General features: G+C 64.6%; 28 protein-coding genes and 1 riboswitch. Of the genes, 8 read left to right on the forward strand and 20 right to left on the reverse strand.

The features are described from left to right. Positions 1-82 precede the first annotated feature (82 nt). From yaaA to B5M07_RS16055, 3 genes are all read right to left on the reverse strand, one after another. Positions 83-862, reverse strand: coding sequence for a peroxide stress protein YaaA (gene yaaA, locus B5M07_RS16045; protein WP_120352025.1), 780 nt, complete (start codon positions 860-862; stop codon positions 83-85). A gap of 30 nt (positions 863-892) precedes the next feature. Further along, on the reverse strand, positions 893-2,938 hold the full coding sequence (gene recQ, locus B5M07_RS16050; protein WP_120352026.1) for a DNA helicase RecQ: 2,046 nt from the start codon (positions 2,936-2,938) through the stop codon (positions 893-895). Positions 2,939-3,047: 109 nt separating this feature from the next. Beyond that, complete coding sequence (locus B5M07_RS16055) at positions 3,048-3,335, reverse strand: YggT family protein (protein WP_067622549.1); 288 nt, start codon at positions 3,333-3,335, stop codon at positions 3,048-3,050. A gap of 132 nt (positions 3,336-3,467) precedes the next feature. Here B5M07_RS16055 and B5M07_RS16060 point away from each other — a divergent pair, with 132 nt between their 5' ends. From B5M07_RS16060 to arfB, 6 genes are all read left to right on the forward strand, one after another. Continuing rightward, a complete protein-coding gene (locus B5M07_RS16060) occupies positions 3,468-4,046 on the forward strand; it encodes an acyl-CoA thioesterase (RefSeq protein WP_120352301.1) in 579 nt (192 codons plus the stop codon). Positions 4,047-4,150: 104 nt separating this feature from the next. Next, a complete protein-coding gene (locus tag B5M07_RS16065; RefSeq protein WP_120352027.1) occupies positions 4,151-5,524 on the forward strand; it encodes an MFS transporter in 1,374 nt (457 codons plus the stop codon). Continuing rightward, positions 5,521-6,465: a penicillin-insensitive murein endopeptidase gene (mepA, locus tag B5M07_RS16070; protein ID WP_120352028.1), complete on the forward strand. Its 945-nt coding sequence runs from the start codon at positions 5,521-5,523 to the stop codon at positions 6,463-6,465. Before B5M07_RS16065 ends, mepA begins: the two co-directional genes overlap by 4 nt. Next, positions 6,438-7,352: an esterase-like activity of phytase family protein gene (locus B5M07_RS16075; protein ID WP_120352029.1), complete on the forward strand. Its 915-nt coding sequence runs from the start codon at positions 6,438-6,440 to the stop codon at positions 7,350-7,352. Before mepA ends, B5M07_RS16075 begins: the two co-directional genes overlap by 28 nt. A 64-nt stretch (positions 7,353-7,416) precedes the next feature. Then, positions 7,417-8,037: a queuosine precursor transporter gene (locus B5M07_RS16080; RefSeq protein WP_120352030.1), complete on the forward strand. Its 621-nt coding sequence runs from the start codon at positions 7,417-7,419 to the stop codon at positions 8,035-8,037. Between the two features lie 333 nt (positions 8,038-8,370). Further along, a complete protein-coding gene (arfB, locus tag B5M07_RS16085; protein WP_120352031.1) occupies positions 8,371-8,793 on the forward strand; it encodes an alternative ribosome rescue aminoacyl-tRNA hydrolase ArfB in 423 nt (140 codons plus the stop codon). A gap of 3 nt (positions 8,794-8,796) precedes the next feature. Here arfB and cobF read toward each other — a convergent pair whose 3' ends face one another. Genes cobF through cbiT form a run of 7 tightly spaced genes read right to left on the reverse strand, consistent with a single transcriptional unit; the run spans position 8,797 to position 14,223 of the window. Beyond that, positions 8,797-9,546 (reverse strand): precorrin-6A synthase (deacetylating), encoded by a 750-nt coding sequence (cobF, locus tag B5M07_RS16090; protein WP_120352032.1) that lies wholly within the window; start codon positions 9,544-9,546, stop codon positions 8,797-8,799. After that, positions 9,543-9,845, reverse strand: a complete 303-nt coding sequence (locus B5M07_RS16095; RefSeq protein WP_120352033.1) for a DUF1636 domain-containing protein — start codon at positions 9,843-9,845, stop codon at positions 9,543-9,545. Before B5M07_RS16095 ends, cobF begins: the two co-directional genes overlap by 4 nt. Beyond that, positions 9,842-10,567, reverse strand: coding sequence for a uroporphyrinogen-III C-methyltransferase (cobA, locus tag B5M07_RS16100; RefSeq protein ID WP_120352034.1), 726 nt, complete (start codon positions 10,565-10,567; stop codon positions 9,842-9,844). The genes B5M07_RS16095 and cobA overlap by 4 nt, the downstream gene beginning before the upstream one ends. Then, positions 10,567-11,889 (reverse strand): cobyrinate a,c-diamide synthase, encoded by a 1,323-nt coding sequence (locus B5M07_RS16105; protein ID WP_120352035.1) that lies wholly within the window; start codon positions 11,887-11,889, stop codon positions 10,567-10,569. The genes cobA and B5M07_RS16105 overlap by 1 nt, the downstream gene beginning before the upstream one ends. Then, positions 11,886-12,671, reverse strand: coding sequence for a precorrin-4 C(11)-methyltransferase (cobM, locus tag B5M07_RS16110; RefSeq protein ID WP_120352036.1), 786 nt, complete (start codon positions 12,669-12,671; stop codon positions 11,886-11,888). Before cobM ends, B5M07_RS16105 begins: the two co-directional genes overlap by 4 nt. Further along, complete coding sequence (locus tag B5M07_RS16115) at positions 12,668-13,045, reverse strand: cobalamin biosynthesis protein (protein ID WP_067940166.1); 378 nt, start codon at positions 13,043-13,045, stop codon at positions 12,668-12,670. The genes cobM and B5M07_RS16115 overlap by 4 nt, the downstream gene beginning before the upstream one ends. Further along, on the reverse strand, positions 13,042-14,223 hold the full coding sequence (gene cbiT / locus B5M07_RS16120; protein ID WP_120352037.1) for a precorrin-6Y C5,15-methyltransferase (decarboxylating) subunit CbiT: 1,182 nt from the start codon (positions 14,221-14,223) through the stop codon (positions 13,042-13,044). The genes B5M07_RS16115 and cbiT overlap by 4 nt, the downstream gene beginning before the upstream one ends. Here cbiT and B5M07_RS16125 point away from each other — a divergent pair. Then, positions 14,222-14,971: a cobalt-precorrin-6A reductase gene (locus B5M07_RS16125; protein WP_120352302.1), complete on the forward strand. Its 750-nt coding sequence runs from the start codon at positions 14,222-14,224 to the stop codon at positions 14,969-14,971. The two genes, cbiT and B5M07_RS16125, sit on opposite strands and share 2 nt — an antisense overlap. On the opposite strand, the gene cobJ is transcribed toward B5M07_RS16125, so the two are convergent. The 10 genes from cobJ to B5M07_RS16175 form a co-directional block, all read right to left on the reverse strand. Further along, positions 14,947-15,681 (reverse strand): precorrin-3B C(17)-methyltransferase, encoded by a 735-nt coding sequence (gene cobJ, locus B5M07_RS16130; RefSeq protein ID WP_120352038.1) that lies wholly within the window; start codon positions 15,679-15,681, stop codon positions 14,947-14,949. The two genes, B5M07_RS16125 and cobJ, sit on opposite strands and share 25 nt — an antisense overlap. Continuing rightward, a complete protein-coding gene (locus tag B5M07_RS16135; protein ID WP_120352303.1) occupies positions 15,678-16,409 on the reverse strand; it encodes a precorrin-2 C(20)-methyltransferase in 732 nt (243 codons plus the stop codon). The genes cobJ and B5M07_RS16135 overlap by 4 nt, the downstream gene beginning before the upstream one ends. Positions 16,410-16,411: 2 nt before the next feature. Continuing rightward, positions 16,412-17,041, reverse strand: a complete 630-nt coding sequence (locus B5M07_RS16140; RefSeq protein ID WP_120352039.1) for a precorrin-8X methylmutase — start codon at positions 17,039-17,041, stop codon at positions 16,412-16,414. Continuing rightward, on the reverse strand, positions 17,031-18,179 hold the full coding sequence (gene cobG, locus B5M07_RS16145) for a precorrin-3B synthase (protein ID WP_254693938.1): 1,149 nt from the start codon (positions 18,177-18,179) through the stop codon (positions 17,031-17,033). The genes B5M07_RS16140 and cobG overlap by 11 nt, the downstream gene beginning before the upstream one ends. Beyond that, positions 18,176-21,418, reverse strand: a complete 3,243-nt coding sequence (gene cobN, locus B5M07_RS16150; RefSeq protein WP_120352041.1) for a cobaltochelatase subunit CobN — start codon at positions 21,416-21,418, stop codon at positions 18,176-18,178. Before cobN ends, cobG begins: the two co-directional genes overlap by 4 nt. Before the next feature lie 6 nt (positions 21,419-21,424). Beyond that, entirely contained in the window at positions 21,425-22,459 is a 1,035-nt protein-coding gene (cobW, locus tag B5M07_RS16155; protein WP_120352042.1) for a cobalamin biosynthesis protein CobW, read from the reverse strand. Beyond that, positions 22,456-22,830, reverse strand: coding sequence for a DUF1636 family protein (locus tag B5M07_RS16160; RefSeq protein WP_120352043.1), 375 nt, complete (start codon positions 22,828-22,830; stop codon positions 22,456-22,458). Before B5M07_RS16160 ends, cobW begins: the two co-directional genes overlap by 4 nt. Before the next feature lie 72 nt (positions 22,831-22,902). Then, positions 22,903-23,400 (reverse strand): hypothetical protein, encoded by a 498-nt coding sequence (locus B5M07_RS16165; RefSeq protein WP_120352044.1) that lies wholly within the window; start codon positions 23,398-23,400, stop codon positions 22,903-22,905. An 11-nt stretch (positions 23,401-23,411) separates the two neighbouring features. Beyond that, entirely contained in the window at positions 23,412-24,095 is a 684-nt protein-coding gene (locus tag B5M07_RS16170; RefSeq protein ID WP_120352045.1) for a CbtA family protein, read from the reverse strand. A gap of 213 nt (positions 24,096-24,308) precedes the next feature. After that, the gene (locus tag B5M07_RS16175) at positions 24,309-24,494 is read right to left on the reverse strand and encodes a CbtB domain-containing protein (protein WP_120352046.1); all 186 of its coding nucleotides are present in this window, start codon (positions 24,492-24,494) and stop codon (positions 24,309-24,311) included. Positions 24,495-24,528: 34 nt separating this feature from the next. After that, a riboswitch (cobalamin riboswitch) is annotated at positions 24,529-24,745 on the reverse strand. A 165-nt stretch (positions 24,746-24,910) separates the two neighbouring features. On the opposite strand from B5M07_RS16175, the gene B5M07_RS16180 reads away from it, so the two are divergent. Then, entirely contained in the window at positions 24,911-25,921 is a 1,011-nt protein-coding gene (locus B5M07_RS16180) for a PAS domain-containing protein (protein WP_120352047.1), read from the forward strand. Positions 25,922-25,924: the final 3 nt, after the last annotated feature.

The following is a 25,924-nucleotide window of genomic DNA, read 5'->3' on the forward strand; positions in this document are numbered from 1 at the left end:
GTCTACCCCCCTTCGCCATGCGCGGCAATTGCCCGGCGGGTGGCATATGGCGGGATCGCGCGCATTGCCCCCCGCCCCCAGATCAGCTCGACGGATAGGGCCGGACAAAGACCGGACGCTCGGGCGTCGAGGCATCGGGCTGGTAGGCATAGCCGCCGCTGTCGAAATCCCGCAGCCCTTCGGGATCATTCACCCGGTGCTGCACGATATACCGCGCCATGGCGCCGCGCGCTTTCTTGGCAAAAAAGCTAACGATTTTTGGCCCTTTACCGTCGCCCTTGTCTTCCATGAACTGCGGGGTGATCACGCGCAATTTCAGCGCTTTGAGGTCGACTGCGCCAAAGTATTCTTGGCTGGCGCAGTTCACCAGAACATCGCTGCCGGTGGCCTCGGCCTGCGCGTTCAGCGCCTTTGACAGGCTGTCGCGCCAATAGTCATAGAGGTTACCACCGCGCCGGGTTTTCAGCTTGCTGCCCATCTCCAACCGGTAGGCTTGGATCGCGTCGAGCGGGCGCAGCACGCCGTAAAGCCCCGACAAGATGCGCAGGTGCTCTTGGGCATAGGTCATCTCATCGGCATCAAGGCTCGTGGCCTCCAACCCCTGATAGGTGTCACCGGCAAATGCCAGCGCGGCGGGGCGGGTGGTGTCGGCACTGGGCTCGGCTTCGAACGCCTGAAACCGGTCGCGGTTGAGCCGCGCCAGGTCGTCGCTCAGCCCCATCAGGTCTTTGAGGTTGCCCAAGGTGAGATTACGCGCCGTGGTCGCGAGCCGCACAGCGTCTTCCTGAAAATCAGGCTGGGTAACCGCGACATCGCGTTCGGCCCAATCGAGGCGTTTGGCGGGGGAAATAACGACGAGCATGGCAGTCTCCTTGGGGCGTGTCGGGGTGATTTAGCCCGCGTCGCGAAGAACGTCCAGAAAAGCGGGGCCAAAGCGTTCGGCGCGTTTGTCGCCGAGCAAGCGTTCAATCGCGGAGCTGTCGGCGCTGCGCAGCTGCGCCACCTTGGCCAGCATTGCAGCAGAGCAGCTCAGCGGCTTGTCGGTGCCCTGCTCGCCGCGCGCCAGATCGGCCTGCACCTGCAACAACTGGTCATAGACATTGCCCGCCTCGCGGCCCGCCAGTTTGCGCCGGGCCTTATGCATCGGCTGCGCTTCGCCGTTGATGACCTCAAGGAAAGCGGCGCCGTAGTTTTCCAGCTTTTTCGCGCCCACGCCGCCGATCCGGGCCATGGCATCTAGGTTTTGCGGGCGCGCCTCGGCCATCTCGATCAGGGTGCGGTCGGTGAAGATGATATAGGCAGGCACGCGCGCCGCCTCGGCCAATGCGCGGCGCTTGGCCTTGAGCGCCGATAGCAGCGGCGCGTCTTCATCGCTGACCATCGCCTTGACCGCGGGTCGGCGATTGGCCCCTGCAGCCTTGATCGTATCCCGCCGCAGGTTGATCGACGCCTCACCGCGCAGGATCGGCAGGGCGGCATCAGTCATGCGCAGCGCGCCGTGGCGTTCGGCATCAGGGCGCACAAGGTCATGGCCCATCATCTGACGGAACACCGCCTGCCATTCATTGCGGCTGTATTCGCCGCCGACGCCGTAAGTGGGCAGGGACTGATGGCCGCGCTGGCGGACCTTGTCGGTCTCGTTGCCCAAAAGGATGTCGATCAGATGCCCCGCGCCGAACCATTCATCAGTGCGCAACATGGCCGAGAGCGCCTTGCGCACTGCCGTGGTGCCATCGAACACATCCGCGGGCGTATCACAGAGGTCGCAGCGTCCGCAGGTGATTTCGGTCTCGTCAAAATAGCCCAGCAAGGTCTGGCGACGACACTCCAGCGCCTCGGCCAAACCGAGCAGAGCGTTGAGCCGCCCGTGATCGGCGGCGCGGCGTTCGGGCGGGGCCAGCCCCTCGTCGATCTGACTGCGGCGCAGGCGGATGTCATCGGGGCCAAAGAGGGTCAGGGTTTCAGCCGGGGCCCCGTCACGCCCGGCGCGGCCAATCTCCTGATAATAGGCCTCGATCGATTTCGGCAGGTCCGCATGGGCGACCCAACGGATGTCCGGTTTGTCGACCCCCATGCCAAAAGCCACCGTGGCGCAGACGATCAACCCGTCCTCTTGTTGGAACCGACGCTCGGCGATGCGGCGGTCTTCGGCCTCCATCCCGCCATGGTAATGGAGCGCCATTTGCCCCTGATCGCGCAGCGCCTTGGCCAGCCCTTCGGTCTTGGCCCGCGTGCCGCAATAGACGATGCCGGACTGGCCCTTGCGCGCGGCGGCGAAGTTCAAGATTTGATCGCGTGGTTTATTCTTGGCGGCAAAGGCGAGGTGGATGTTGGGCCGGTCAAAGCCGCGCAGAAAGGCACGCGGGGGCGTGCCGTCGAAAAGTTTCTCGACGATCTCAACCTGCGTTTCGGCGTCCGCCGTGGCGGTGAAGGCGGCCAAGGGCACATTCAACGTGCGGCGCAATTCACCGATGCGCAGGTAATCGGGGCGGAAATCATGACCCCACTGGCTGACGCAATGCGCCTCGTCTACGGCGATGAGATTGACGCCAACGCGCCGCAACATGCCCATGGCCGAGCCTGCGGCCAGCCGCTCCGGCGCCATATAGAGCAGTTTGAGGGTGCCTGCCTCCAACGCCTCCCAAACCGCGTCGGTCTCCTCAGACGTGTTGCCCGAGGTCAGCGCGCCCGCCGCGACGCCCGCTTCTTGCAGGCTGCGCACCTGATCGCGCATCAGGGCGATGAGCGGGCTGATGACCACCGTCACCCCCTCGCGCATCAGCGCAGGGAGTTGGAAACATAAGGACTTGCCGCCGCCCGTGGGCATGATGGCAAGCACGTTCTCGCCCTCGGTCACGGCCTCCACAATCTCTTGCTGGCCGGGGCGGAACCCGTCGAAACCGAATACATCACGAAGAAGCGTGGCAGCGCCTGTCATGGAGAACCTGTAAGATTGTCTGCTCTTTTTATGCAGACTCCCACACTAACAAACCGTGAACAAGGCCAGATGCACGCGACATGGGCGCGCGGACCGGGCTTGGCACGGTTCAGTAGAAGGCCGCGGCGTTGTTTGTCAGCACGATCCGCGCGATGGCCACGACGATCAGCACGATCAATGGTGCCAGATCCAAACCACCCATCGGCGGGATCACATTGCGCACGCGGCTATACACCGGCTCTAGAATCCGGTTCAGCCCGTCCCAGATTTGCGCAACCAAGGGCTGGCGCAGGTTCAGCACCTGAAAATTGATCAACCAAGACATGATGACATGGGCGATGACGATGAACCAAACGATGTTCAAAAGCAGCATCAGGATTTGGAACAGTGACGTCATGGAATATCCCCTTGGTTTGACGAAGGACAGTTAAGCGCCCCGTCCACAAAGGGCAAGAGTGCCGCGACGTATATGCTTGACCGCGCAGCGCTTCCGCCGCAGATCGGCACCGTCACGACAAAGGAAAGCCCCATGTTCCCGATCATCCGCATGGCCAAAGACGTCATCGTCGCCGCGCGGCAGGCGCCGCTGGAAAACCTGACCGACACCCATGTCAGCCACCACATCTGCTGGCCGCATGACCTCGATATCTGGATGGAGCTGAACAACGGGCGGGCGCTGTCGCTGTATGATCTGGGCCGCACCGCCATGGCGCAGCGTGCCGGGTTGATTGCGCTGCTTCGCCAAAACAAATGGGCAATCACAATCGCAGGCTCCAGCACCCGGTTCCGCCGCCGCATCCGCATGTTTGAGAAGTTCGAGATGCGCAGCCGAACTCTGTGCTGGGATGACAAGTTCATCTATCTGGAACAATCCATGTGGAAGAAGAACGGCGAATGCGCGAGCCATGTGCTCTACCGCTCTGCCGTGACCGATCGTAACGGGTTGATCCCGCCGGAAAAGGTGCTGCGCGCCATGGGGCGGCAGCAACCTTCGCCCGAGGTGCCCGGCTGGGTGGCCGAATGGATCCGTGCCGACAGCCACCGCCCGTGGCCGCCGATGCAAGACGGCGCGCCCGTGCCCGAAGCTGCACCGCACCTTTCCGCCTGACCCGACCGGCAGCCCAACGTTTCAACCCCGCCACGACTGGCGCTTGCGCCTTGCGCCGCGCCCTGCTCTAACTTGGAAAAGAGCAGGCCGCGAAGGGGCGCAACATGGCACAGACAGGCGGGCGCAAGCGCATCTGGGGATGGTACTTTTTCGACTGGGCCAGCCAGCCTTACAACACCCTGCTGCTGACCTTTATCTTTGGCCCCTATTTCGCCCAAACCGCGACCAACGCGCTGGTCGACGGCGGGATGGAGCTTTCCGCCGCGAAAGCCCAAGCGCAGGCCTATTGGGGCTATGGTCTGGCGCTGGCCGGGATCGCGATTGCCATACTGGCGCCGATCTTGGGCGCGGTGGCAGATTCCTCGGGCCGTCGGATGCCATGGATCTGGCTGTTTTCGGCGATGTATGTGATCGGCGCAGCCGCCCTGTGGTGGACAGCCCCGGCGGATTTCTCTCTGCTTTGGGCATTGTTCTTTTTCGGCATCGGCTTGGTCGGGATGGAATTCGCCACGATCTTTACCAATGCCTATCTGCCCGAGTTGCACCCCGACCCGGGTGAACGCGGGCGCATCTCTGGCGATGGCTGGGCCTTTGGCTATGCGGGCGGGGTGCTGGCGCTGATCGCGATGATCGCCCTGTTTCAAAGTGGCGCGAACGGGCGCACCATGGCGGGGCTGACGCCGCTGTTCGGGCTGGACCCGGCGACCAAGGCCGACACCCGCATTGTCGGGCCGCTTGCGGCGATCTGGTACGCCGTTTTCATGATCCCCTTCTTCCTCTATGTGCGCGACACGCCGAAACCCGGAGCGCAACGCTACCGCGTGGGTGCGGGTCTGTCGGATCTGGCGCGCACCCTACGGGGCCTGCCAAAGCATCCCTCGCTGCTGGCCTATCTCGGCTCTTCGATGTTCTACCGTGACGCGCTGAATGGCATGTATACCTTCGGCGGGGTCTATGCGCTTGGCGTGCTGGATTGGTCGATCCAAGAGATCGGCATCTTTGGCATCCTTGCCGCTATCTCGGGCGCGGTGTTCTGCGTGCTGGGCGGGCGGATCGACCGGCGCATCGGGCCGATGCCGGTGATCGTGGCCTGCTGCATCATCCTTGTGGCGACTGCCTGTTTGATCATCTCGTTGGGGCCGAATTCTGTCATGGGCGTTTCTTTGCCTGAGGGGTCTGCCCTGCCGGATATCCTCTTCTACGTCGCTGGTGCCTCTATCGGGGCGGCGGGCGGTGCGCTACAGGCATCCTCGCGTAACATGCTGACACGACAAGGAAACCCCGAGCGTATGACCGAGGCTTTTGGCCTTTACGCGCTGTCGGGCAAGGCGACCTCGTTCCTCGCCCCGGCGCTGATTGCCTTGGCCAGTGACCTCACCGGCAGCCAGCGGCTGGGCATCACGCCCGTCGTGGGGCTTTTCATCGTCGGTTTGATCCTGTTAGCGTGGGTCAAACCCAAGGGAGATTTCGCCACATGACGCTGCTTCGCACCCTGACCTCCGTGGCACTGGCCTTTGCGCTGGCGTCTTGCGGGGGCGACCGGACCGAAACCGACATCAGCGGTGAGAAAGTCGCCCTGCCGACCATCGGTTCTTCGGGCGGCGCCTTAAGCACGGTCGCCGCCAAGCGGCTCTTTGGCGCCAAAAGCTTTGCCTCCACGCAATCCTCGGCGGCTTTCGGCAGCTACTCCAAAGGGTGCCTCTCCGGGGCCGAGCAATTGCCCGAGACGGGTCCGACTTGGCAGGCAATGCGCCTGTCGCGCAACCGCAACTGGGCCCATCCTGAGATGGTCGACATGGTCAAAAAACTCAGCCGCAAGGCCGCGCAGCAGCCGGGCTGGGAAGGCATCTATGTGGGCGATATGAGCCAGCCGCGCGGGGGGCCGATGCTGACCGGTCACGCCAGCCACCAGATCGGGCTGGATGCCGATATCTGGATGCTGCCGCCCAAATCCCTCAACCTCAGCCGGGCGCAGCGCGAGAACATCTCGTCGATCTCCATGCGCCGGGCGAGTGGGGCCTATGTCAATTCCTCTTGGACGCCCGCGCATCACGAGGTGGTCAAGGCCGCTGCCCAAGACCCCCGCACCGCCCGCATCTTCGTCTTCCCCGGCGCGAAGGTACAGATGTGTGCCGATGAAAAGGGCGACCGCAGCTATCTGCGCAAAATCCGGCCTTGGTACGGGCATCACTATCATTTCCACGTCCGCATCGCCTGCCCAACAGGCGCGCGCGGCTGTGTGGATCAGGCCCCGCCCCCGCCGGGTGACGGCTGCGCCGATGCGCGGCAGTGGCAGGCCAATATCCTGAACCCACCAAAGCCCGATCCGACAGCCCCCAAAACGAAACCCAAGCCCAAGCGCGACATCCTGCTTGCGGACCTGCCTGCCCAATGCAACGCCGTTTTGAACGCAAACTGATCCGCGCCTGCCTCCCGTTCTTCCTGCTCATTGCCTGCGTGGCCCCCGCCGCGCAGACAGAGCCGGTGGTGCAGGTGGACAGCGTGCTGACATGGCGCCACCCGGCCCCGTGGTTCGGCGGCTTTTCGGGGGTCGAGGTCAACGCCGATGGCACCCGCCTGACGGCGGTCTCGGACCGGGGCCGCGTCGTGCAGGCGCGCATGGTCCGCGAAGCGGGCCGTCTGGTGGCGCTTGAGCTTGAGGAAAACGCCCCGCTCAAAGGAGCCGATGGCAAAGCCCTGCGCGGCCAGATGCGCGATGCCGAAGCGCTGGCGCTTGACGACACTGGGCAACTCTACATCTCGTTCGAACACGATCACCACGTCGCTCGGCTTGCGCCTGAAAGCGGTGTCACCACCCCTCTGCCCAGACATGACGACTTCGCTGGCTTCGCGCCGAACGCGGGGATGGAGACATTGGCCGCTCATCCCGATGGACGGCTCTTTGCCGCCCCCGAAGGCGGCGGCCCCACATCGGGCCCCATCCCGCTTTATGCCTTTGATGGCACCGCATGGACAATCGCCGCGAAGATCCCGCGCCAAGGGCCGTTCTTGCCGGTAGACGCGGACTTTGCCGAGGATGGCACGCTCTATCTGCTAGAGCGGACGATCACGCCATTGGGCTTTCGCAGCCGCATCCGCAGTTTTGACCTGACCGCGCCGGGACTTGGGGAGGTAACATTGCTGACCTCCGGCCCCGGTCAATATGACAACCTCGAAGCGCTCAGCACATGGCAGGACGCGGCGGGGCAAACCCGGCTGACTCTGCTGTCGGACGACAACTTCTTCGTCATGCAGCGCAACGAGGTCGTCGAGCTGATCCTTGCCAAACCGGGTGTTGAGGGCTAAAGACCGTTCCGTCTGCGATCCCCGCAGGCCAAGTCGCCGCACCCTTGCACAAAACGGTCCACATATGACACGCACCTATCTCCCCGGCATTCTTGCCATGGCCGCCATCGTCGTGGCCTCGAATATCCTTGTTCAGTTTCTATTCGGCCAATGGCTGACTTGGGGCGCTTTCACCTATCCGCTGGCGTTCCTCGTTACCGATGTGATGAACCGCCTTTACGGTGCCTCTGCCGCGCGCCGGGTCGTGTTGGTGGGGTTTGTCGTCGGGTTGATCTGCTCGCTCATTGGGACACAGATCATGGGCGAATTCGGCCCGCTAGTGACGGTCCGCATCGCGATCGCCTCGGGCTCGGCCTTCCTCGTGGCGCAGCTGTTGGACGTGACGATCTTTAACCGTTTTCGCGATGGCGCATGGTGGCGCGCGCCTTTGATCAGCACGCTGATCAGCAGCGCGATCGACACGGCGCTGTTTTTCTCCATCGCGTTCTCGGCCAGCCTGTCGTTCATCCACCCCGCGACCGATGTCGCTTGGGCGACCGAGGCTTTGCCGCTGTTGGGCGCAGGCCCCGTTGCGCCGCTTTGGGTCTCGCTCGCCGTGGCGGATTGGTCGGTGAAACTGGCCATCGCACTGGTTGCGCTGATCCCCTTCCGGCTGCTGACCGCACGGCTGAACGCCCGCGCTTGATACCGGCGCAGGGGGGCCCGCCCCCTTGCCGCCGCACCGTCCAAAAAAACGCTTTGCGAATTTCAAAACCTGTGCAACGCTCAGGGTGAGTTCAACAAATGTAAAGGAGGTGATCCAGTGTCAAGAAAGGTATTGGAGCGAGGTGTCGGAACAGCCAGCGGGGTTTCTTGCTAGGGCAGCCCCTAGCACTGCAACCACCTGGTGGACATCGGTCTAACCGAGATCCCCCTCCTGAAACCATTCGATTGGGCCGTTCCGCAAGGGGCGGCCCATTTCGCATTCCCCCTTCACCCCCAAGGCGCAGACTGGCATGTTGCGGGTTAAGGAGAGCCTATGCTGCACATTAACGATAACATCGCTATCCAAGACTGGGAGTTGACCGAGAGCTTCATGCGCGCCTCCGGCCCCGGTGGGCAGAATGTGAACAAGGTCTCCTCGGCGGTGGAATTGCGGTTCGAGGCCGCCACCTCGCCATCGCTGCCGCAGCCGGTCAAGAACCGCCTGCGCCGTCTGGCCGGGCGGCGCTGGACCACCGAAGGCGCGCTGGTATTGCAATGTGATGAAACCCGCAGTCAGGCGCGCAACCGCGAGTTGGTGCGCGAGCGGCTGGCCGAGCTGATCCGCACCGCCCTGACCCCGCCAAAACGCCGCATCGCGACCCGCCCGACGCTGGGATCGAAGAAACGCCGTCTTAAGGCCAAGAAGGTACGCGGCGAGGTCAAGGCGATGCGCGGCAAGGTTGATCCGAATACCTGAGCCTTAATTCCGGCGCAGCAGATAGATGTCCATGATCCAGCCATGCGCCGCCCGCGCCGCTGCGCGTGTGGCGATAATGTCTTCGGTGACGTCAGCCAGCGGGCCATGACGGATGATCTCTTCGGCCATGCCGACATAGGCGCCCCACCAGATCGACACGCCCGCAGGGTCCAGCGTCTGAAAAGCGCAATCCCCATCAAGCATGATCACCAACGTATCGACCCCCTCGGGCCAGCCGTGGTCGCGCAGCTGCCGCCCGGTGGTCACCAAGAAGGGCGCACCGATTTCATTCAGCGGGATCGCATGCGACGCTGTCAGCCCTTGCAGCGAGGTGATGCCGGGGATCACCGTCATACGGGGTGCAGGCTCTAGCCGCGCGGCAATCCGCAGGGTGCTGTCATAGAGCGACGGATCCCCCCAAACCAGCAGCGCCACCCGCCGCGCCGTTGGGTGCTGTGCCATTGCCGCGCGCCATGCATCTGCAATCGCATCATGCCAATGGTCGACGCGGGCGCGGTAATCTTCGATCGCGGGGTCGCGCACGGGCAGATCGAAGCCGACGATCTGCACTGCTTCATTGGTCAGCAGCTCGTCGCAGATGCTGCGCCGCAGACCCGCCAGATCATCCTTGCCCGCGCCCTTTTGCGGGATCAAGATCAGGTCTTGCGCGTTCATCGCCCGGATCGCCTGTAGCGTCAGATGCTCAGGGTTGCCGGTGCCGATGCCGATCAATGTCAGTTCCAGATCAGTCATCCCGGTATCCTCGCGATTGCCTTTAAACGCAGCCCGCCAAGCACCCGCGCATCGGGGAATTTCCCATCAGAAGAGGCGGCATAGAGCGTTACGAAACGGCGCAGATCATCCATGTCCCCTTCGGTGATCTCTCCGAACAGATAGGCCACCTTGCCCGGCGCGCGGAACGCAACCGTCTGCGCTCGTGTGCAGCCTGACATACAGTCGATGCCCTCGACCGCCACGTCAGACAATCCGGCGCGGACAACGTCCAGAAAGCCGCCATCGGCGGTGCAGGAGGTGCAGACGAAAGCCTTCACGCCTCGAACTCGGCCAATGGCCCGTAAAAGATCAGCGCGGGCGTGGTGCTGCTGGCACTCTCCAGATGGCGCGCCAAGGTCTCAATGGTGAACCGCTGCACCTTTTCCGCCGGGGTCGAAACAGCCTCCGCCAAAAGCGCGGGCGTGGTGCCGGGCAGCCCGTGCTCAATCAATCGCGCAGCGAGGCCCGCAAAGGTACGTTTGCCCATATAGACAACCGTGGTCGCCATCGGATCGGCCAGAGCGGCCATGTTTACGTCGCTCGGCAGCTCACCCGTCACATCTGCGCCGGTGATGAACTGGACCCGCCGCGCGGTCATACGTCGGGTCAGCGGGATACCTGCCGTCGCGGCGGCGGCAGAGGCAGCGGTGACACCCGGTACGATCTCGAAAGGAATATCCGCTGCCCGCAGCGCGATAATTTCTTCTTCCAGCCGCCCAAACATGCCGCTGTCGCCGGACTTCAACCGTACAACGTTCAACCCGGCCTGAGCATGATCGACCAAGACCCGGCTCACATGGTCTTGCTTGGGCGAAGCACGTCCGGCCCGTTTGCCGACGCCGATCAAGTCCGCATCGGGCCGCGCGTGCTCCAAGATCGGGCCTGCGCTCAAATCATCAAACAGCACCACATCAGCCGCCTGCAACCGCGCCACGGCCTTGACGGTCAGCAGGTCCGGATCGCCCGGACCGGAGGAAACGAAGGAAACGAAGCCCCCCATCACAGCGCCGCAATCATGTGAAAGAAGGTGCCCGTGGCACGCCCGCCGCCCGCGAACTCGCGTACCGAGCCGGTTTCGGGCACCTCAAGGTCGTTGGCGTCGGTGATGCGGGCCAACGGCGCGTCGGGCTCGGCAAGGATGGTGGCATAGTGAAACTCATGACCGCGCAATTCGGCCCGCGCGGAATGGCCGGGGATCGGCGCGTTAAGATCGGCCTGACGGTAACCCAGATGCATCTTGCGCTTGGCGAAAGAGGTCTCCAACCCCAGAAGCCCTGCCATCTCGTGCCGCGCCCCTTCTTTGTCGATGATGCCTGCGCCCATCGCCATATAGCCCCCGCATTCGCCATGCACGGGGCGGGTTTCGGCAAAATCACGCAGCCCTTTGCGGAAATGCGCGGCAGCGGCAAGCTTGCCCGCGTGGAGTTCAGGGTAGCCGCCGGGGAGCCAGCAACAATCGGCACTGTCGTCCGGGGCTTCATCAGCAAGTGGGGAGAAGGGCAAAACCTCCGCCCCCGCTGCGCGCCATCCCGCCAGCAAATGCGGATAGACAAAGGCAAAAGCGTTGTCCTGCGCCAGCGCAATGCGCTGTCCGGGCGGGGTGATCTTTGTGGGCGCAGGCGGGTTCTGCAAGGTGCCCCGCGCGGCGGCCCGAAGCGCGGGGATATCGACATGCGCAGCGACGAAAGCCGCTGCCTGCCCCAACAGATCGGGCAGGTTCTCCTGCTCTCCGGCCTGCACCAGCCCGAGGTGACGCTCTGGCATTTCGATCTCGACCCGGCGTGGGAGCGCGCCGAAAACCTCAATGCCCACAGCCTCCATCCCCGCGCGGACCAAGGTTTCATGCCGGGGGGAGGCGACGCGGTTCAGCACCACGCCTGCCAGTTTCACATCGGGCCGCATTTCGCGAAAGCCGAGCGCCGTGGCCGCCACCGATTGCGCCGCGCCCGACACGTCGAGCACCAGCACCACCGGCCAGCCCATTAGCGCCGCGACATCGGCGCTGGCGCCATTGCCACAGGCACCTGGTTTGGCCACACCGTCAAACAGCCCCATCGACCCTTCGCCAAGGATCAATTCAGCCCCATCAGCATTGCCGACCAGCCCTTCGATCCGGGCGCGGTCCATCGACCAACTGTCGAGGTTGAAAGACGCCCGACCCGAGGCCGCCGTGTGAAAGGCCGGATCGATGTAGTCCGGTCCGCTCTTGAACGGCTGCACCGCGACACCTTCGGCACGCAGCGCGGCCAGCAGGCCGAGCATCAAGGTCGTCTTGCCGGTGCCGGAAGCGGGGGCAGAGATCAGCAGGCCGGGGGGGATCATGAAGAGGTCTCCGGAAAGCGCGGCTCGGCCCCGACGGGGCGGAAGCGACGGTCATAGTCGGCGGCGTAAAGACGGCTTTCGCCGAAATCCTCAGCGCCAAGGGCATGGCCCACGAGGATCAGCGCCGTGCGGGCCATCTCCTCGCCCACTTCGGTGCGCAGGGTTGAAAGCGTCGCCTTGACGATGCGTTGATCGGGCCAGCTTGCGCGCCAGACCACGGCAACAGGGCAGTCGGCGCCGTAATGCGGGGTCAGGTCTTCGACGACTTTATCCAGCACATGGACCGACAGATGGATGGCCAGCGTCGCCCCGGTGCGGGCGAAATTGGCGAGTGTCTCCCCTTCCGGCATCGCGGTGGCGCGGCCCGAGGTGCGGGTGAGGATGACCGATTGCGCCACGCCCGGCAGGGTCAATTCGGCCCCCAACTCAGCCGCCGCAGCGGCAAAGGACGGCACCCCCGGCGTGACATCATAGGCGATGCCCATCTCGCGCAACCGGCGCAGCTGTTCGCCCATCGCCGACCAGACCGACAGATCACCCGAATGCAGCCGCGCCACATCATGCCCTGCGGCATCGGCGGCGGCGATCTCTTCCATGATGTCATCCAGCGACAGACGCGCGGTGTTGACGATGCGCGCGCCCTCGGGGCAGTGGCTCAGCAGTGCTTCGGGCACCAGCGATCCGGCATAGAGGCAGACGGGGCTGGCCGCGATCAGGTCACGCCCGCGCAGGGTAATGAGATCCGCCGCCCCCGGGCCCGCTCCGATAAAATGTACAGTCACGGTGTTTTTCCTTTCGTCTCGGCAATCGCCGCAGTTGCCATGGCATCGCCTGAAACGACGCGCTCGGCAACCAATACGGCCCCCGGCCCGGCAGCGGCCAGTGCGGCGGCTTCGGAAAGCGATCCTGTGCCAAAGCGGTCTTCGATCCGCGCTGATTGGGTGGGTGTGATCATGCGGCCCAAATCCTCGGTGGTGATGCCCAGCCCCGGCACGCCCAACTCTTGGGCAAAGTCGCGGAACACGGTCGCACGGGCCTTGGCCGCCTCGGTCACCAGCGCGTCGATCTTGAGGCCCTCGGGGTTTGCCCGTGCCAGCGCATCGCGCAAAGACGCCACGCTTGCCGCGCCCCGAAATCCAATCCCGGCCATCCTCATAGTATCACGCTCCATTGTACGACGGGCCGCAGCGGCTGCCAGCCGCGCATCCGGCCCAAGGGTGCGGCCTGCGCCAGTTCGATCCGCAAAAGACTGCCCCCATGCGCCGCGTGAAGCTGCGCCAAAAGCGCTTCGGTTTCCAGCGTCACCCCATTGGCGACCAGCCGCGTGCCCGCTGGTAACGCAGGCAGCAGGGCATCGTAAAGCGCCGCGTTGCCACCGCCGCCGACGAAAACAACGTCAGGCAGAGGGTGCCCCGCCCAGACCTCTGGCGCGCGGCCATGGATGGCCTGCATACGCGCACTTAGACCAAAGTCCGCGATGTTGCGGCTGATATTCTCCACCCGAGCTGCGTGCTGTTCAAAGGCGATGGCGTGACCGCCCGCAAGACAGAACTCGACCGAGACCGAGCCGCTGCCCGCGCCGATGTCCCACAGCAGGTCTCCGGGCCGGGGGGCGAGGGCCGACAGCGTCAGCGCCCGCACTGGCGCTTTGGTGATTTGACCATCGCTCGCAAAGCAATCATCCGGCAGACCGGGGGCGCGCGGCAGGCCGATGCCGTCGGGCAGGTCCACGCCAACTGCCACGGGGGCTTGCACATCCGTCAAATCAAACTCATCAGCCTGTACCGCGCGCAGCCGCGCGTCAGGACCGCCAAGCCGTTCGGCCACATGCAACCTCGCCGTACCCGCGCCCTGTTCGCAGAGAAACTGCGCCAGCGCTGCAGGCGCATCTCCATCACGCAGCAGGCAGATCATCCGCCCCTTGGGACGCAACACACCGCGCAATTGCGCCAGCGGTGCCGCGTGTAGCCCGTGGCAAGTGACCTCCTCAAGCCGCCAGCCAAGCGCATTGGCCACCAGCGAGAATGTCGAGGGCGCGGGCAGGCTGCGCCATTCGCTCGGGTCCAGCGCACCGACGATGCTGCCGCCCGCGCCGAACCAAAAGGGATCGCCCGAGACCAGCATCGCAACACGCCGGCCCCGCTCGGCCAGCACCGGCTCGACTGAGAAAGGCACCGGCCAAGCGCGCCCGCGCATGCCCGCCGCTGCCCGTTCTAAGTGACGCGGCCCGCCAAAGATCACCTCGGCCCCAGCCAGCGCCGCGCGGCTTGCCGGGGGCAAGGCATCCGCGCTATCGTCGGGCATTCCGATGATGCTGAGCCAAGGATCACCCATTATGCGCGTCCTTCTTTTGGGTGGCACCACCGAAGCCAGCGCCCTTGCTCGCGCCTTGGTCAAAGCCGAGATCGACGCGGTGTTTTCCTATGCCGGACGCACCGACAGTCCGGTGGCCCAGCCCCTGCCCACCCGCGTCGGCGGGTTTGGCGGCGTGGCCGGGCTGGTGGCGTACCTTAATGCCGAGGCGATCACCCATGTTGTCGACGCCACCCATCCCTTTGCTGCAGGGATGAGCAACAATGCCTTTGTCGCCTGCGCCCGACAAGACCTGCCGCTGGTGCGGTTCGAGCGCCCCCCGTGGGAGCCGCAGGAGGGCGACGATTGGACCTTTGTACCCGATATCACCGATCTGCCCGCCGCCCTGCCCGACAGCCCAGCGCGGGTGTTTCTGGCCATCGGCAAGCAGCAACTGGCGCTTTTTGCCGCGAAACCGCAGCACCGCTACCTGCTGCGCCTCGTCGATCCGCCGCAAGATCCGCTGCCGCTGCCCCGGGCGACGGTCGTGCTGGCCCGCGGGCCGTTCGACGTGGCGGGGGATACCGCATTGATGCAGACCCATGCGATCACCCATGTGGTCGCCAAGAACGCCGGTGGCTCCGGCGCGCGGGCCAAGCTGGATGCCGCCCGCGCGCTTGGCCTGCCGGTGATCTTGGCCGACCGGCCCGACCTGCCGGGCGAGGTGGCCGCCAATGATGTGACCGAGGTGATGCATTGGCTACATCATACCGCGCTGCGCGGCGTATAGACATAGCGTCCGACCCGGCGCGTCGCGGAATTGCCGACGATTACCACGGTGCGCATATCAGCCATTTCCGGTGTGGCCTCGCCCAATGTGACGGTGTTGAACGCCTCGTCGGGTGTGGTAACGGCGCGAGCAAAGGTGATCAGCCGATCCGGCCCGCATTCGGCGCGCAGAATGTCCAGCGCTTCGGCAAACTGATGGGGCCGCGACTTGCTGCGTGGGTTGTAGAAGGCCATGGCGAAATCCGCCCGCGCGGCCATGCGCAGACGGTGCTCGACCATCGTCCAAGGCTTAAGATTGTCGCTGAGGTTGATCGCACAGAAATCATGACCCAAGGGCGCACCGAGCCGCGCTGCCGCCGCCAGCATCGCCGTGATACCGGGCAGCACGCGAATGTCGACGCTCTCGAACGCCGGGTCACGCTCCACCGCCTCGAACACCGCCGAGGCCATGGCAAAGACGCCCGGATCACCCGAAGACACCACCACCACCCGCGCGCCTGCTTGCGCCAATTGCAGCGCATGGGTCGCGCGGTCCAGCTCCACCCGGTTGTCAGTGGGGTGCAACGTCAGCCCGTCGCGCGGGGCGACGCGGGCGACGTAAGGGATATAGCCGATGACATCGGTGGCCTGCGCTAGCGCCTCGGTCACCTCGGGGGTCACAAGCGCGTCGTCACCGGGGCCAAGCCCCGCGATATGAAGAATGCCGCTCATGCCTCCGCCTCCGGCCTGCGGCCTTGGCCATGGACCAAGACGATCGCGAAATAGGGGCAATCGTCGTCGGCCACTTCGGAGAGTTTCGCCACCCGCTGATCGGGCATGGTGCCACGCTCCACCAGCCATGCGTCGTCCAGCTTGCCCGCCGCCGCGAGTGCTCGGCGCACAGTTGGCAGGTTGCGGCCCGTCTTCATCACCACCAGCGCATCGCCGCGTTTCATATGCTCAGTCAATTCGGCCTCGGGCAGTGTGCCCATCAGCACGGTCATCACATCATCGCCCCAAGTGAAGGGCGTATCCAGCGCGTTCCAGCAGCCCACCATGCCGGGGATCGCGGGCAGCACCTCAACTTCGGCGCGGCCTTGAAGCCGGGTGTGCAGATGCATGAAGGAGCCGTAGAAAAAGGGGTCGCCTTCACACAGCACGACCACCTCGTGATCTTTGGACAATTCCGCCAGCCGGTCGGCCCATTCCTCGTAAAAGGCGACCATCTGGGCGCGGTACTCGGGCGAATCAAACCGCAGCTCCGTGGTCACGGGATATTCCATCGCATATTCCACCACATCGTCGCGGAGCATCCCTTCGACGATCCGACGCGCCTGGCCCGCGCGGCCTTTCTTGCGGAAATACGCCAAATGCCGCGCGCCGCGAATGGCGCGGTCGGATTTCACGCTCATCAGTTCCGGGTCGCCGGGGCCGAGGCCCGCGCAGATAACCTTGCCCATCTTCATTCCACCCTGCTTGCCAGCGCGTTCACCGCCGCCACGGTGATCGCCGAGCCGCCCAAACGCCCCTGCACAATCATCGAAGGCACTGGCAAATCTTGCATCAACGCATCTTTCGATTCCGCCGCGCCGATGAAGCCCACCGGGCAGCCGATGATCGCCGCCGGGCGCGGGCAGTCGGGGTCTTCGAGCATGTTGAGCAGGTGAAACAGCGCCGTCGGCGCATTGCCGATGGCCACCACCGCGCCTTTCAGATGCGGCCGCCACAGTTCCAGCGCGGCGGCGGAGCGGGTGTTGCTCATCTCGGCGGCCAAATCCGGCACTGAGGGGTCGCGCAGGGTGCAGATCACCTCATTCTCGCGCGGCAGACGTTTGCGGGTGATGCCTTCGCTGACCATGTAGGCGTCGCAGAGGATCGGCGCGCCGTCCTCCAGCGCCGCCCGCGCGGCCACGGCCATGCCTTCGGAAAAGCGGATGTGTTCCTCCAGCCCGACCATGCCCGCGGCGTGGACCATGCGCACGGCGACGATCTCTTCTTCGGGGGTGAAACGCGCTAGCGCCGCCTCGGCACGGATGGTGGCAAAGGACTGGCGGTAAATCTCGGCACCGTCGGTGATATAGCTATGGGGCATCGGCGGACTTTCTAAAGTGAGAGGCGATGGCGGCGGGGGTTAGCCCGCGCAGATCAGGAGCCGCATCGGCGCGGGCATTGCGGATAAGGTCATATTGGCCCGGCGCGGTGGCGGTCAGGGTGAGGTCTGTGGCACGCGGTGCAGCACAGCCCTTGGCGCAGCCTGAGATATGCAGGCGTTGGCCCGGCGGCACCGAAACGGCAAGGTCTCGTGCCAGTCCGCGCGTCTCGCCGCGTGCCTGAGCACAACCGGGTGCGCCGATACAGGCGACGACGCGCAGGAGCGGGTCGGCGGCATCGGTGATGAGGCCCGGCAGGTCAGGCAGGGCCGTGGCACCTTCAATCAGCACCATCCGCCACGGGGTCAGGCGCAGCGGGCCAAGGTCAGCAAGGACAGTGAGCGTTTCCGCGTCCATCTGACCGAAAGCGCTGGCGACGAGCGCTCCCGCTGGATAGAGACCGAGCGTCGGAGTGGCGGGGCCGCTTTGCCGGGGATGGTCGAAACCCGTTGGTAAGGTCGCCCCCGCCTCTAATGCGCGGGCGGCACGGGTGGCACCCTGCGCGCGAACCCATGCGGCCAAAGCGATGGCCTCGGTCACGGCGGTATCGCGGGAGATGGGCTTTCCCATCTCCGCCCCCTCAGCGCAGAGCAAAAGCCGCCCGTCCGCCGCCCGCTCAAATCGAATGTCGGCGGGGTCTGCCTGCAACACCGGCTGCGCCCCGGCATCGACCGCATAGCCGAATTTGCTGGAGACAGCGGGCAGCGCGTGGCTCTGCGCAGCGGCGGTCAACTGCTGGGTCAGATGATCCGTATCATCGCCCGCTTGCCAGAAGGGCATCACCATGAGGTTGCGCCGCCGTTCAGCCCCCTCATTCACATCAATCAATGCTAGCGCACGAAGCGCGTCGATCAGCCCCTCACGCCGCTCGGGATCAATCCCGCGCAGTTGCAGATTGCCCCGGTTCGACAGGTCGAGCATCCCGTTGCCATAACGCAGCGCCAGCTCTGCGACGCCACGTGCTTGGGCTGGGGTCAACCGCCCCTGCGGCACCCGGAGGCGGACCACCAGCCCATCACCCGACAGCATTGGCCGCAGCGCGCCGGGGCACCAGCCCTTGATGACGGGTGCAACGCTCACTCCACCCCGTCCAAGGTGGCCGAAATCGAATTGCGGCGCGTCATCCAAAGCCCTGCGTCTCGAAGGGCTGCGAAACGGTCGCGCATGGCCTGCAAAGCGGCGGGGTTCTCGGCCTCCATAAAGGCCACCAGATCGTCGCGGCCCAGCGTGGCGTCGAAATAGAGATCAAAGAGATGCGCAGGCACTTCGCGCGTCAAATGCGCAAAGGCGGCGAGGTTGTCGAGCGTCGCCGCCACCTCTGCCGCGCCGCGAAAACCGTGGCGCATCATGCCGCTGGCCCAGCCGGGGTTGGCGGCACGGGCGCGCACGACGCGGGCGATTTCTTCGGGCATCGACCGCGCGCGGGGGCTGCCTGCGCGGGTGTGGTCAAGGTGGTACATCGCGGGCTTCTGCGCACCCAGATGCGCCATCGCGGCGGCAAAACCGCCTTCGTGGCTGGCATAGTCCGACGCGAGCAGGATATCGCTTTCGGCCAAGTCCTGCACATGGGCAAAACCATCGGCGCGGTGCAACTGCGCCTCCAGCGCGGCGCGGTCCTTATGCGCCTCGCCTTGGGCGTTGATCGCCCACTCTGATCCGCTCAGCCACGCCTCCCCCGCCGCGGCGCGACCTGCGTCCGAGTAGTCTTGCAGAGCCGCTTCCATGTTCACGCCGTAAAGGCCGGGCTTGGGGCCAAAGACGCGCGGCGTGCGGGTGAGGTAGGGGTTCATATCGGGCGCTTCTTCACGCTCGGCCAGCGCGGCTGAACCTGCTTCAAAAATCTGCCCCAGCCCCGGAAACACATCGCGGAACAGGCCTGAGATGCGCAGCGTCACGTCAATGCGCGGACGGTCCAGCAAGGTCAGCGGCAGTACCTCAAAGCCCGACACCCGCTCACTGCCGTCATCCCATTTTGGCGCAAGCCCCGCGAGATGCATGGCCATAGCGACTTCTTCGCCCGCCGTGCGCATGGTGGCGGAGCCCCAAAGGTCAATCACCAACCCGCGCGGCCAGTCGCCGTTGTCTTGCAGATGCCGCCTGAGCAATTCTTCGGCGAGTTTCACCCCCTGCGCATGGGCGGCCCGGCTGGGTACGCCGCGCGGATCGACGGCATAGAGGTTGCGCCCCGTAGGCAACACATCCGAGCGCCCGCGATAGGGGGAGCCGGAAGGACCAGCAGTGACGCGCCGCCCCGCAAGCGCGGTCAGCAGCCCATCCCATTCGCCCTCTCCCGCGCCAAAAATATGGAGGCCATCGCCGTATTGGCTCTCCTTTATGTCACAGACGAAACGGTCGATCCGGGTCAACGCCTCGGCGGCGGAACTGGCAGCATCAAGGCCAAGGTCATCTTCGACCCCCGCCGCCTGCGCCTCGGCGCGGATCGTGTCGACCAGACGGTCGCGGCGCGCGGGGTCGAGCCCATCGGCGGTAGAATATTCATCCAGCAGCCGTTCCAGCCGCAACAGCCCCTCGGGCGTTTCGCTGTCTTTCAGCGGCGGGGGCAGATGGCCCAGCGTCACCGCCCCGATGCGCCGCTTGGCCTGTGCCGCTTCGCCCGGATCATTGACGATGAACGGATAGATCACCGGCAGATCGCCGGTCAGCGCCTCGGGCCAGCAGTCGTCCGACAGAGCCACAGCCTTGCCCGGCAGCCACTCCAGCGTGCCATGCGCGCCGATATGCACCAGCGCGTGATGCCCCTGCGCGCGCAGCCAGAGGTAGAAGGCCACATAGGAATGGCGCGGGGTGCGGGCGAGGTCGTGATAGCTGTCTTCGCGGTCTTGCAGATCGCCGCGTTCCGGTTGCAGCGCGACCAGCGCGTTGCCGCAGGTTTGCGCGGCGAAGTGGAACGCGCCATCTTGAACCAGCGGATCATCCTCAACCGCGCCCCATGCGTCGCGAAGGTCATCGCGCAGCGTCTGTGGCAGGCTGGCCAAGGCGGCGTGGTAGTCGGCAAGCGGCCAAGAGATGCGCTGTTCGGTGAGGCTGCGGCCAAAACCGATCTGCGGCGTGACGCTATAGCCCTCGCCCGCCAGCCGCATCAGCATATCTTCGACACTGGCCAGCGCATCAAGCCCGACCGCGTGGGCAAGTTGATCGTCCCGCCCCGGATAGGTCGAGAGCACCAGTGCCAGTTTGCGCGCGTCCGCAGGGGTCTGCGCCAGACGATGCCAGCCCAGCACACGCGCCACGACGGCGGCGATGCGGGCATCCTCGGCCCGGTGGGCAAAGCGGGAATATTGCAGATCGGGGTCGCGTTTTTCGGGGCTTTTGAAACTGACGACGCCGGTGAAAATACGGCCATCCACCTCGGGCAGGACCACATGCATGGCCAGATCGGCGGGCGAAAGGCCGCGCTCGCTCTCGTCCCAATCACGCCGCCGCGCGGTTGAAAGTGCCACTTGGAACACCGGGCAGCCCGGCACGTCGAGCGGGGAGCTGCCGTCATCCCCACGGCCCGAAAAAGCGGTGGCGTTGATGATTGAAACCGGCTCCATCGCGGCCAATGCATCGTCCAAAAAGCTCCGCGCGGGATCGGATTTCAGCGAGGGGACAAACAGCCCGATGGCATTCAGCTCCGCCGCCCGCAAGGCGCGGATCAGTGCATCGACGGGCGCGGTATCGGCGGCCAGAAGGTAGCTGCGGTAAAATGTGACAGCGACAGTATCGCCCGCCGCATCGGCAAAAGGCACGACGCCTTGATCAGGGTCGTAATAACCGCAGTCAGGCACCGTTTTCGTGCCCATGACCGGCCCGGCATAGAAGCCCGCCGCCAGTGCCATCTGCGCCAGCGCGGCCTGCGCCGCCACCGGGCCGCCCGCGTCACAGAGATGCGCAAGACGGCGGAGCGTGGAAACCGGCAAAGTCGAATGCGCGTCGAGCCCCGGGTCTTCGCGCCCATCGGCAGGCAGCACGGCCAGCGCGATGTCATTGCGGCGGGCGAAATCTTGGACCTGCATGATGCCGTAGGGCCAATAGTTCTCGCCCCCGATGAGGCGGATCAGGATGCCCTTGGCCCCGGTCAACGTCTGTTCGATGTAGTTGTCGACCGACGCAGGGTGCCGCAACGCCACAAGGTTGCACAGCCGCAGGGAGGGCAGCTTGCCCTCCTTGCCGCCGCCGCGATGCCAGCCTGCCGCGAAAGCGCCCAGATCACTGTCGGAAAACGACAGCACCACCAGATCAGCAGGCGTTTGGCCCGGATCATAGGGGGTGTCGGTATCCTCCAACCCGTGGCTTTCGCGAAAGACGACATGCATGCGCGGTTAGGCTCCCAATACGTCGCGGATCGCGGCGAGGTTGATGTCGTCATGTTCCGCGATGACCACCAAATGCCCCGCGCGCGGGTCGCTGCCCCAAGGGCGGTCGAACTGCTGACGCACCCGCGCACCCACGGCCTGCACCAACAGGCGCATTGGCTTGCCCTCGACAGCGACATAACCCTTCACGCGCAGGATGTTCTGCTCGCGCGCGAGCCGCTCGATTGAGGCGACCAGCGCCTCGACATCCGCCACTTCCGGCATCGGGATCACCACGGTTTCGAAATCGTCATGCTCGTGATCGTCGTGGCCATCGTGGTGCGAGGGGCGCGCGGCGAGGTCGTCTTCGGCAGCGGCGTTGAGGCCCAGCACGACCTTGGGGTCGATCACGCCCTCGGTCATCTCCAGGATCGGAATTTCGCGCGGGCTCTCCGCTTCGATCACCTTGCGGGCCTTGGCGAGGCCTTCTGGGCCGGCCAGGTCGGCCTTGGACATCAGGATGATATCGGCGCAGGAGATTTGATCTTCAAAGACTTCGGACAGCGGAGTTTCGTGGTCGAGACTGTCATCAGCCAGACGCTGCGCATCAACGGCAGCGACATCGGCGGCAAAAGTGCCCGCGGCCACGGCCTCGGCATCGGCCAGCGCGATGACTCCATCGACGGTGATCTTCGAGCGGATCGCGGGCCAGTCAAAGGCTTTCAGCAGCGGTTTCGGCAGGGCCAGCCCGGAGGTTTCGATCAGGATGTGATCAGGGCGCGTCGGCAGGGCCATCAGCGCTTCGATGGTTGGAATAAAATCATCCGCCACGGTGCAACAGATGCAGCCATTGGCCAGTTCGACGATGTTTTCAGCCGGGCAATCATCAATGGCGCAGGATTTCAGGATGTCGCCATCCACACCCACGGTGCCGAACTCATTGACCAAGACGGCAAGGCGACGCCCGCCTGCATTGGTCATCAGGTGGCGGATCAGCGTGGTTTTACCAGCGCCGAGAAAGCCGGTGATGACGGTAACGGGAATTTTGGCGAGATCGCTCATGCGGAAGGCTCCTGCGGCAGGGTCAAAGGGGGGATACGCGCAAGGCTTTGCTTGCGAAAGATGACCGGGCGTTCGCGCCATGGCACCAACCCGTCTTCGGTGGCGGCATAGGCGGCGGCACCGGCAAGGATGTCGGCGGCGTCTTCCTTGGTCAGACGACCATAAACATAGGACCATTTGCCCGGCGCAGAGAGCGCCACGGCGGCGCCCTGCGAACAGGCGGAAAGACATTGCACCGGCACGATTGTTACGCCCTCGGGCGCACCTGTGGCGTCAAGGGCGGCGTGAAGCTGCGCGCCGGGGCGCGGGGCGTCTTCTTCCAGCACCTCGCCTGCGCGGCAGGTCATGCAGACATGTAGGGTCGTGCTCATTGATCTGGTCCCATCGGGTTATGCGTGCCGGGTATGCGCTCCGGCCCGTTATGAAAAGGGGAAGCGGGGCGATTATTCAACTGTCAGCACCTCGCGCGCGGTAATCGGCGTACCGTTTACCGCCAAGGGGCGGTGATCATTGGCGTTAAGCGTGACCTCAACCGTGACCGCGCCCTTGGGCAGATCAGGCAGATGCAGCCATGGGCCATAAAGCCGCCCGATCTTGGTGCCGTTGATATAGACATGGGCGTGGCCCTCGCCCGGTTGGTTGTCCCCGCTGGCGTTTTGCGGGGCAAAGGCAAAGCCTTCGGTCTCTACGTAAAGGTTATGGCCTGACATTGGGTCAGGTGTCACGCGGATCGCGAGGCTGGGGGCGTCTTCGGCGGCAAGCGCGATAGGCTGGCCGTGCATACGTGCGTGGTCTGCGCCGCCGTGGTCCATCCCGCCATGGGCGGCAGGGTCGCCATGGTCATGGCCGTCGAAGGTCACACCGTTGCTTGCGGCGATGGCAAAACCAATGCCACCGCCAAAGACCAATCCGATGGCGAATAGTGCCAGTGATCTGTCCATCTTGACCTCCCTCAGGCGCTACGCGCGCCTTCACGTTGCCAAAAGTACCCGGCGAAGCTGCCCAGCAGAACCCATGCGGCAAGGCCGATACCAAGTGCGCGGGCGGCAAAAAGCGCGCCGATCTCAGTGGGCACCGGGCCGCTGAAGCTGTCGGGCTCGGGTGCACCGACGACATGCGGGGCCAACAGCAACACCGCCGCGCCGATCCATGCGGCCCAACCATTGCCGAAGGCCAGCAGCCAGAGCGCCACCAGCGCCGCCCCCGCCGTGGCGAACCACCAGATCTGCCGCGCGGTGATGTCTGCCGCGGCCACGCCGGGCACCTCGGGCGCAAGGCTGAACCCCGGCGCGAGGTGGAAAGCGACGAAGCCCGCCACACCCCAAAGGATGCCCCGGCGGCCATCAATCACCGCACCGCGCTCTTCGCCAAAGCTCATCGCGGCGAGCAGGATCAGCGCATAGGCGGTATAGGTCAGCATGGTGAAGATCAGGCTCAGCCCGTCGCGGACGGCATCGAAACCGGGCAGATCGGGATGCGCGCTGACCACATCGGCCCCGAAATGCACCAGTGCGCCGGTCTCATAAAGTTCGGCATGAAGCAGCACGGGCTGCACGAAATAGAGTTGCAACAGGCCCGTCAGCAGCCCGGCAGACGCCCCTGCAAAAAGTGCAGAGGTCAGGAAACGTGAAAACATCGCAATGATCCTTAGATGCGAAATGAAGCTCGGCGCCACGCAAAAAGCGGACCGAGGACATCACCCAGCCTCAAGATGCGGCGCAGCCCTTCCGACGCGGCAAGCGGCAGGCACGGCTGAGCGGCAAAAGGCAGGCATTGATAAATGGCAGAATCACAGACAGCCGGACTGCGACATGGCAGCCCGGACCCCTGTGATACCGAACACGGGCGCTTAGTGGCAGGGAAAGCCTGTCGCGTGGCGCACGTCATGGGCGGCATCATGCAATGCTGCAGCCTGCACGTGGCCGGTCAGCGCCATCAGGGCAACGCCCATCATAGCGGCGAACAGCGCGGGTACGAATTTGCTGCGCGTGGCGCCGGCGGTTTTGATCCCAGCGGTCTTAATCAATGTCGTCATCTTCAGTCTCCTTACCGTCACACCCGACGGCATCTAGCGTTTCATTCGCCTGGCAGGTCTCCTGGCTCGCGGGTCGTGACCTTTGCCCGCCTTCCCCGTCCGAATGGACAAGTGGCACGAGGGGCATTGGCTCACCGCTTACAGTCGCGGGGGCGGCTTCGGCTTCGGGGTCTTGCGATCCCTTACTGAATTCCCTTTTCGGTCCCACACCAACAGGCGCTTCTCGGGACACCAAGCGCCCTCAATTACGCATTTTCGACCCTTCATGACAAGCCGCATTTATTGAGCAAGACGAAACGCGATCGCGCATACAGCATCTAGTAGACAAATATGGCCCAAACCCCAGTATGCGGGTTGACCCAAAAGCCACGCACAGGGCACATTGTCGGCCAGTTTCGAGCGAAGGGCGGCAATTCATGAACGAAAAGACGGTCTCGGCCGCTCGGCAGACCCTGACCGATGACGTTTTAGGCAAGGTCGTGCGCTACGCCCGCTTGCCGCTGTGCATCACCGACCCGACCCTGCCGGACAATCCGATCGTCTATGTTAATGAGGCTTTCACCGATCTTACCGGCTATCGCTTGGAGGAGATCGTTGGGCAGAACTGCCGCTTTTTGCAAGGGCCGGATACCACGCGCGAAAGTATCGACGCGGTGCGCAACATCCTGTTGGGCCGCCGGGTCGATACGGTCGAGATCGTGAACTACCGCAAAGACGGCAGCCGCTTTCTGAACGCCCTGCAACTGGGCCCGATCAATGACGAAGACGGCAACCTGATCTATTTCTTCGGCTCGCAACTCGATGTCTCCGAACGCCGCCGATTAGAAAGCGAACACCGCAAACTGGCCGATGACGAATTGCTGCACCGGCTGCGCAATATTGTGAACGTCATGACCGCCATGGTCCGTTTGACCGCCCGCGAAGAGCCGACCCCAGCAGCCTTTGCCAACAAGGTGATCGACCGGCTTTCGGCTTTGGGCGCGGCGCATTTCGACACGATTGGCCGCAGTGACCAGCATGAGGTGGATTTTAAAACCCTGATAGGGCCGATCATTCGCGCCTATACCTCGGCCACCGAAGAGCAGATCAAACTCTCGGGGGCGAACCCGCTGATTTCGCACCGCCTCGTCTCGCCCCTGACGCTGGCCCTGCATGAGTTGGCGACAAACGCGGTGAAACATGGCGCGCTCAGCACCGAGACGGGGCGGGTGTCGCTGGACATCGCGCTTCTTCAAGCGCCCGCCCGTCTGCGATTCGTCTGGCAGGAAATCGGTGGCCCGGAGGTGACGAAATCCGACCGCGACAGCGGCTCGCGGATCATCCAATCGCTGACCCGCGCGGTCGGTGGCACGTTGCACTATGACTGGCAGTCCGACGGATTGATCGCCACGGCGGAATTTCCGATGACGGCCATTGGTCAGGACTGACCC

This window comes from Sulfitobacter sp. D7, assembly GCF_003611275.1.
Taxonomy (GTDB): domain Bacteria; phylum Pseudomonadota; class Alphaproteobacteria; order Rhodobacterales; family Rhodobacteraceae; genus Sulfitobacter; species Sulfitobacter profundi.

Excerpts from the sequence above, each read along its gene's own strand:
- yaaA (WP_120352025.1), bottom strand. The coding sequence starts at position 862 with ATGCTCGTCGTTATTTCCCCCGCCAAACGCCTCGATTGGGCCGAACGC.
- recQ (WP_120352026.1), bottom strand. The coding sequence starts at position 2,938 with ATGACAGGCGCTGCCACGCTTCTTCGTGATGTATTCGGTTTCGACGGG.
- B5M07_RS16055 (WP_067622549.1), bottom strand. The coding sequence starts at position 3,335 with ATGACGTCACTGTTCCAAATCCTGATGCTGCTTTTGAACATCGTTTGG.
- B5M07_RS16060 (WP_120352301.1), top strand. The coding sequence starts at position 3,468 with ATGTTCCCGATCATCCGCATGGCCAAAGACGTCATCGTCGCCGCGCGG.
- B5M07_RS16065 (WP_120352027.1), top strand. The coding sequence starts at position 4,151 with ATGGCACAGACAGGCGGGCGCAAGCGCATCTGGGGATGGTACTTTTTC.
- mepA (WP_120352028.1), top strand. The coding sequence starts at position 5,521 with ATGACGCTGCTTCGCACCCTGACCTCCGTGGCACTGGCCTTTGCGCTG.
- B5M07_RS16075 (WP_120352029.1), top strand. The coding sequence starts at position 6,438 with ATGCAACGCCGTTTTGAACGCAAACTGATCCGCGCCTGCCTCCCGTTC.
- B5M07_RS16080 (WP_120352030.1), top strand. The coding sequence starts at position 7,417 with ATGACACGCACCTATCTCCCCGGCATTCTTGCCATGGCCGCCATCGTC.
- arfB (WP_120352031.1), top strand. The coding sequence starts at position 8,371 with ATGCTGCACATTAACGATAACATCGCTATCCAAGACTGGGAGTTGACC.
- cobF (WP_120352032.1), bottom strand. The coding sequence starts at position 9,546 with ATGACTGATCTGGAACTGACATTGATCGGCATCGGCACCGGCAACCCT.
- cobA (WP_120352034.1), bottom strand. The coding sequence starts at position 10,567 with ATGGGGGGCTTCGTTTCCTTCGTTTCCTCCGGTCCGGGCGATCCGGAC.
- B5M07_RS16105 (WP_120352035.1), bottom strand. The coding sequence starts at position 11,889 with ATGATCCCCCCCGGCCTGCTGATCTCTGCCCCCGCTTCCGGCACCGGC.
- B5M07_RS16115 (WP_067940166.1), bottom strand. The coding sequence starts at position 13,045 with ATGAGGATGGCCGGGATTGGATTTCGGGGCGCGGCAAGCGTGGCGTCT.
- cbiT (WP_120352037.1), bottom strand. The coding sequence starts at position 14,223 with ATGGGTGATCCTTGGCTCAGCATCATCGGAATGCCCGACGATAGCGCG.
- cobJ (WP_120352038.1), bottom strand. The coding sequence starts at position 15,681 with ATGAGCGGCATTCTTCATATCGCGGGGCTTGGCCCCGGTGACGACGCG.
- B5M07_RS16135 (WP_120352303.1), bottom strand. The coding sequence starts at position 16,409 with ATGGGCAAGGTTATCTGCGCGGGCCTCGGCCCCGGCGACCCGGAACTG.
- B5M07_RS16140 (WP_120352039.1), bottom strand. The coding sequence starts at position 17,041 with ATGCCCCATAGCTATATCACCGACGGTGCCGAGATTTACCGCCAGTCC.
- cobN (WP_120352041.1), bottom strand. The coding sequence starts at position 21,418 with ATGCATGTCGTCTTTCGCGAAAGCCACGGGTTGGAGGATACCGACACC.
- cobW (WP_120352042.1), bottom strand. The coding sequence starts at position 22,459 with ATGAGCGATCTCGCCAAAATTCCCGTTACCGTCATCACCGGCTTTCTC.
- B5M07_RS16160 (WP_120352043.1), bottom strand. The coding sequence starts at position 22,830 with ATGAGCACGACCCTACATGTCTGCATGACCTGCCGCGCAGGCGAGGTG.
- B5M07_RS16165 (WP_120352044.1), bottom strand. The coding sequence starts at position 23,400 with ATGGACAGATCACTGGCACTATTCGCCATCGGATTGGTCTTTGGCGGT.
- B5M07_RS16170 (WP_120352045.1), bottom strand. The coding sequence starts at position 24,095 with ATGTTTTCACGTTTCCTGACCTCTGCACTTTTTGCAGGGGCGTCTGCC.
- B5M07_RS16175 (WP_120352046.1), bottom strand. The coding sequence starts at position 24,494 with ATGACGACATTGATTAAGACCGCTGGGATCAAAACCGCCGGCGCCACG.
- B5M07_RS16180 (WP_120352047.1), top strand. The coding sequence starts at position 24,911 with ATGAACGAAAAGACGGTCTCGGCCGCTCGGCAGACCCTGACCGATGAC.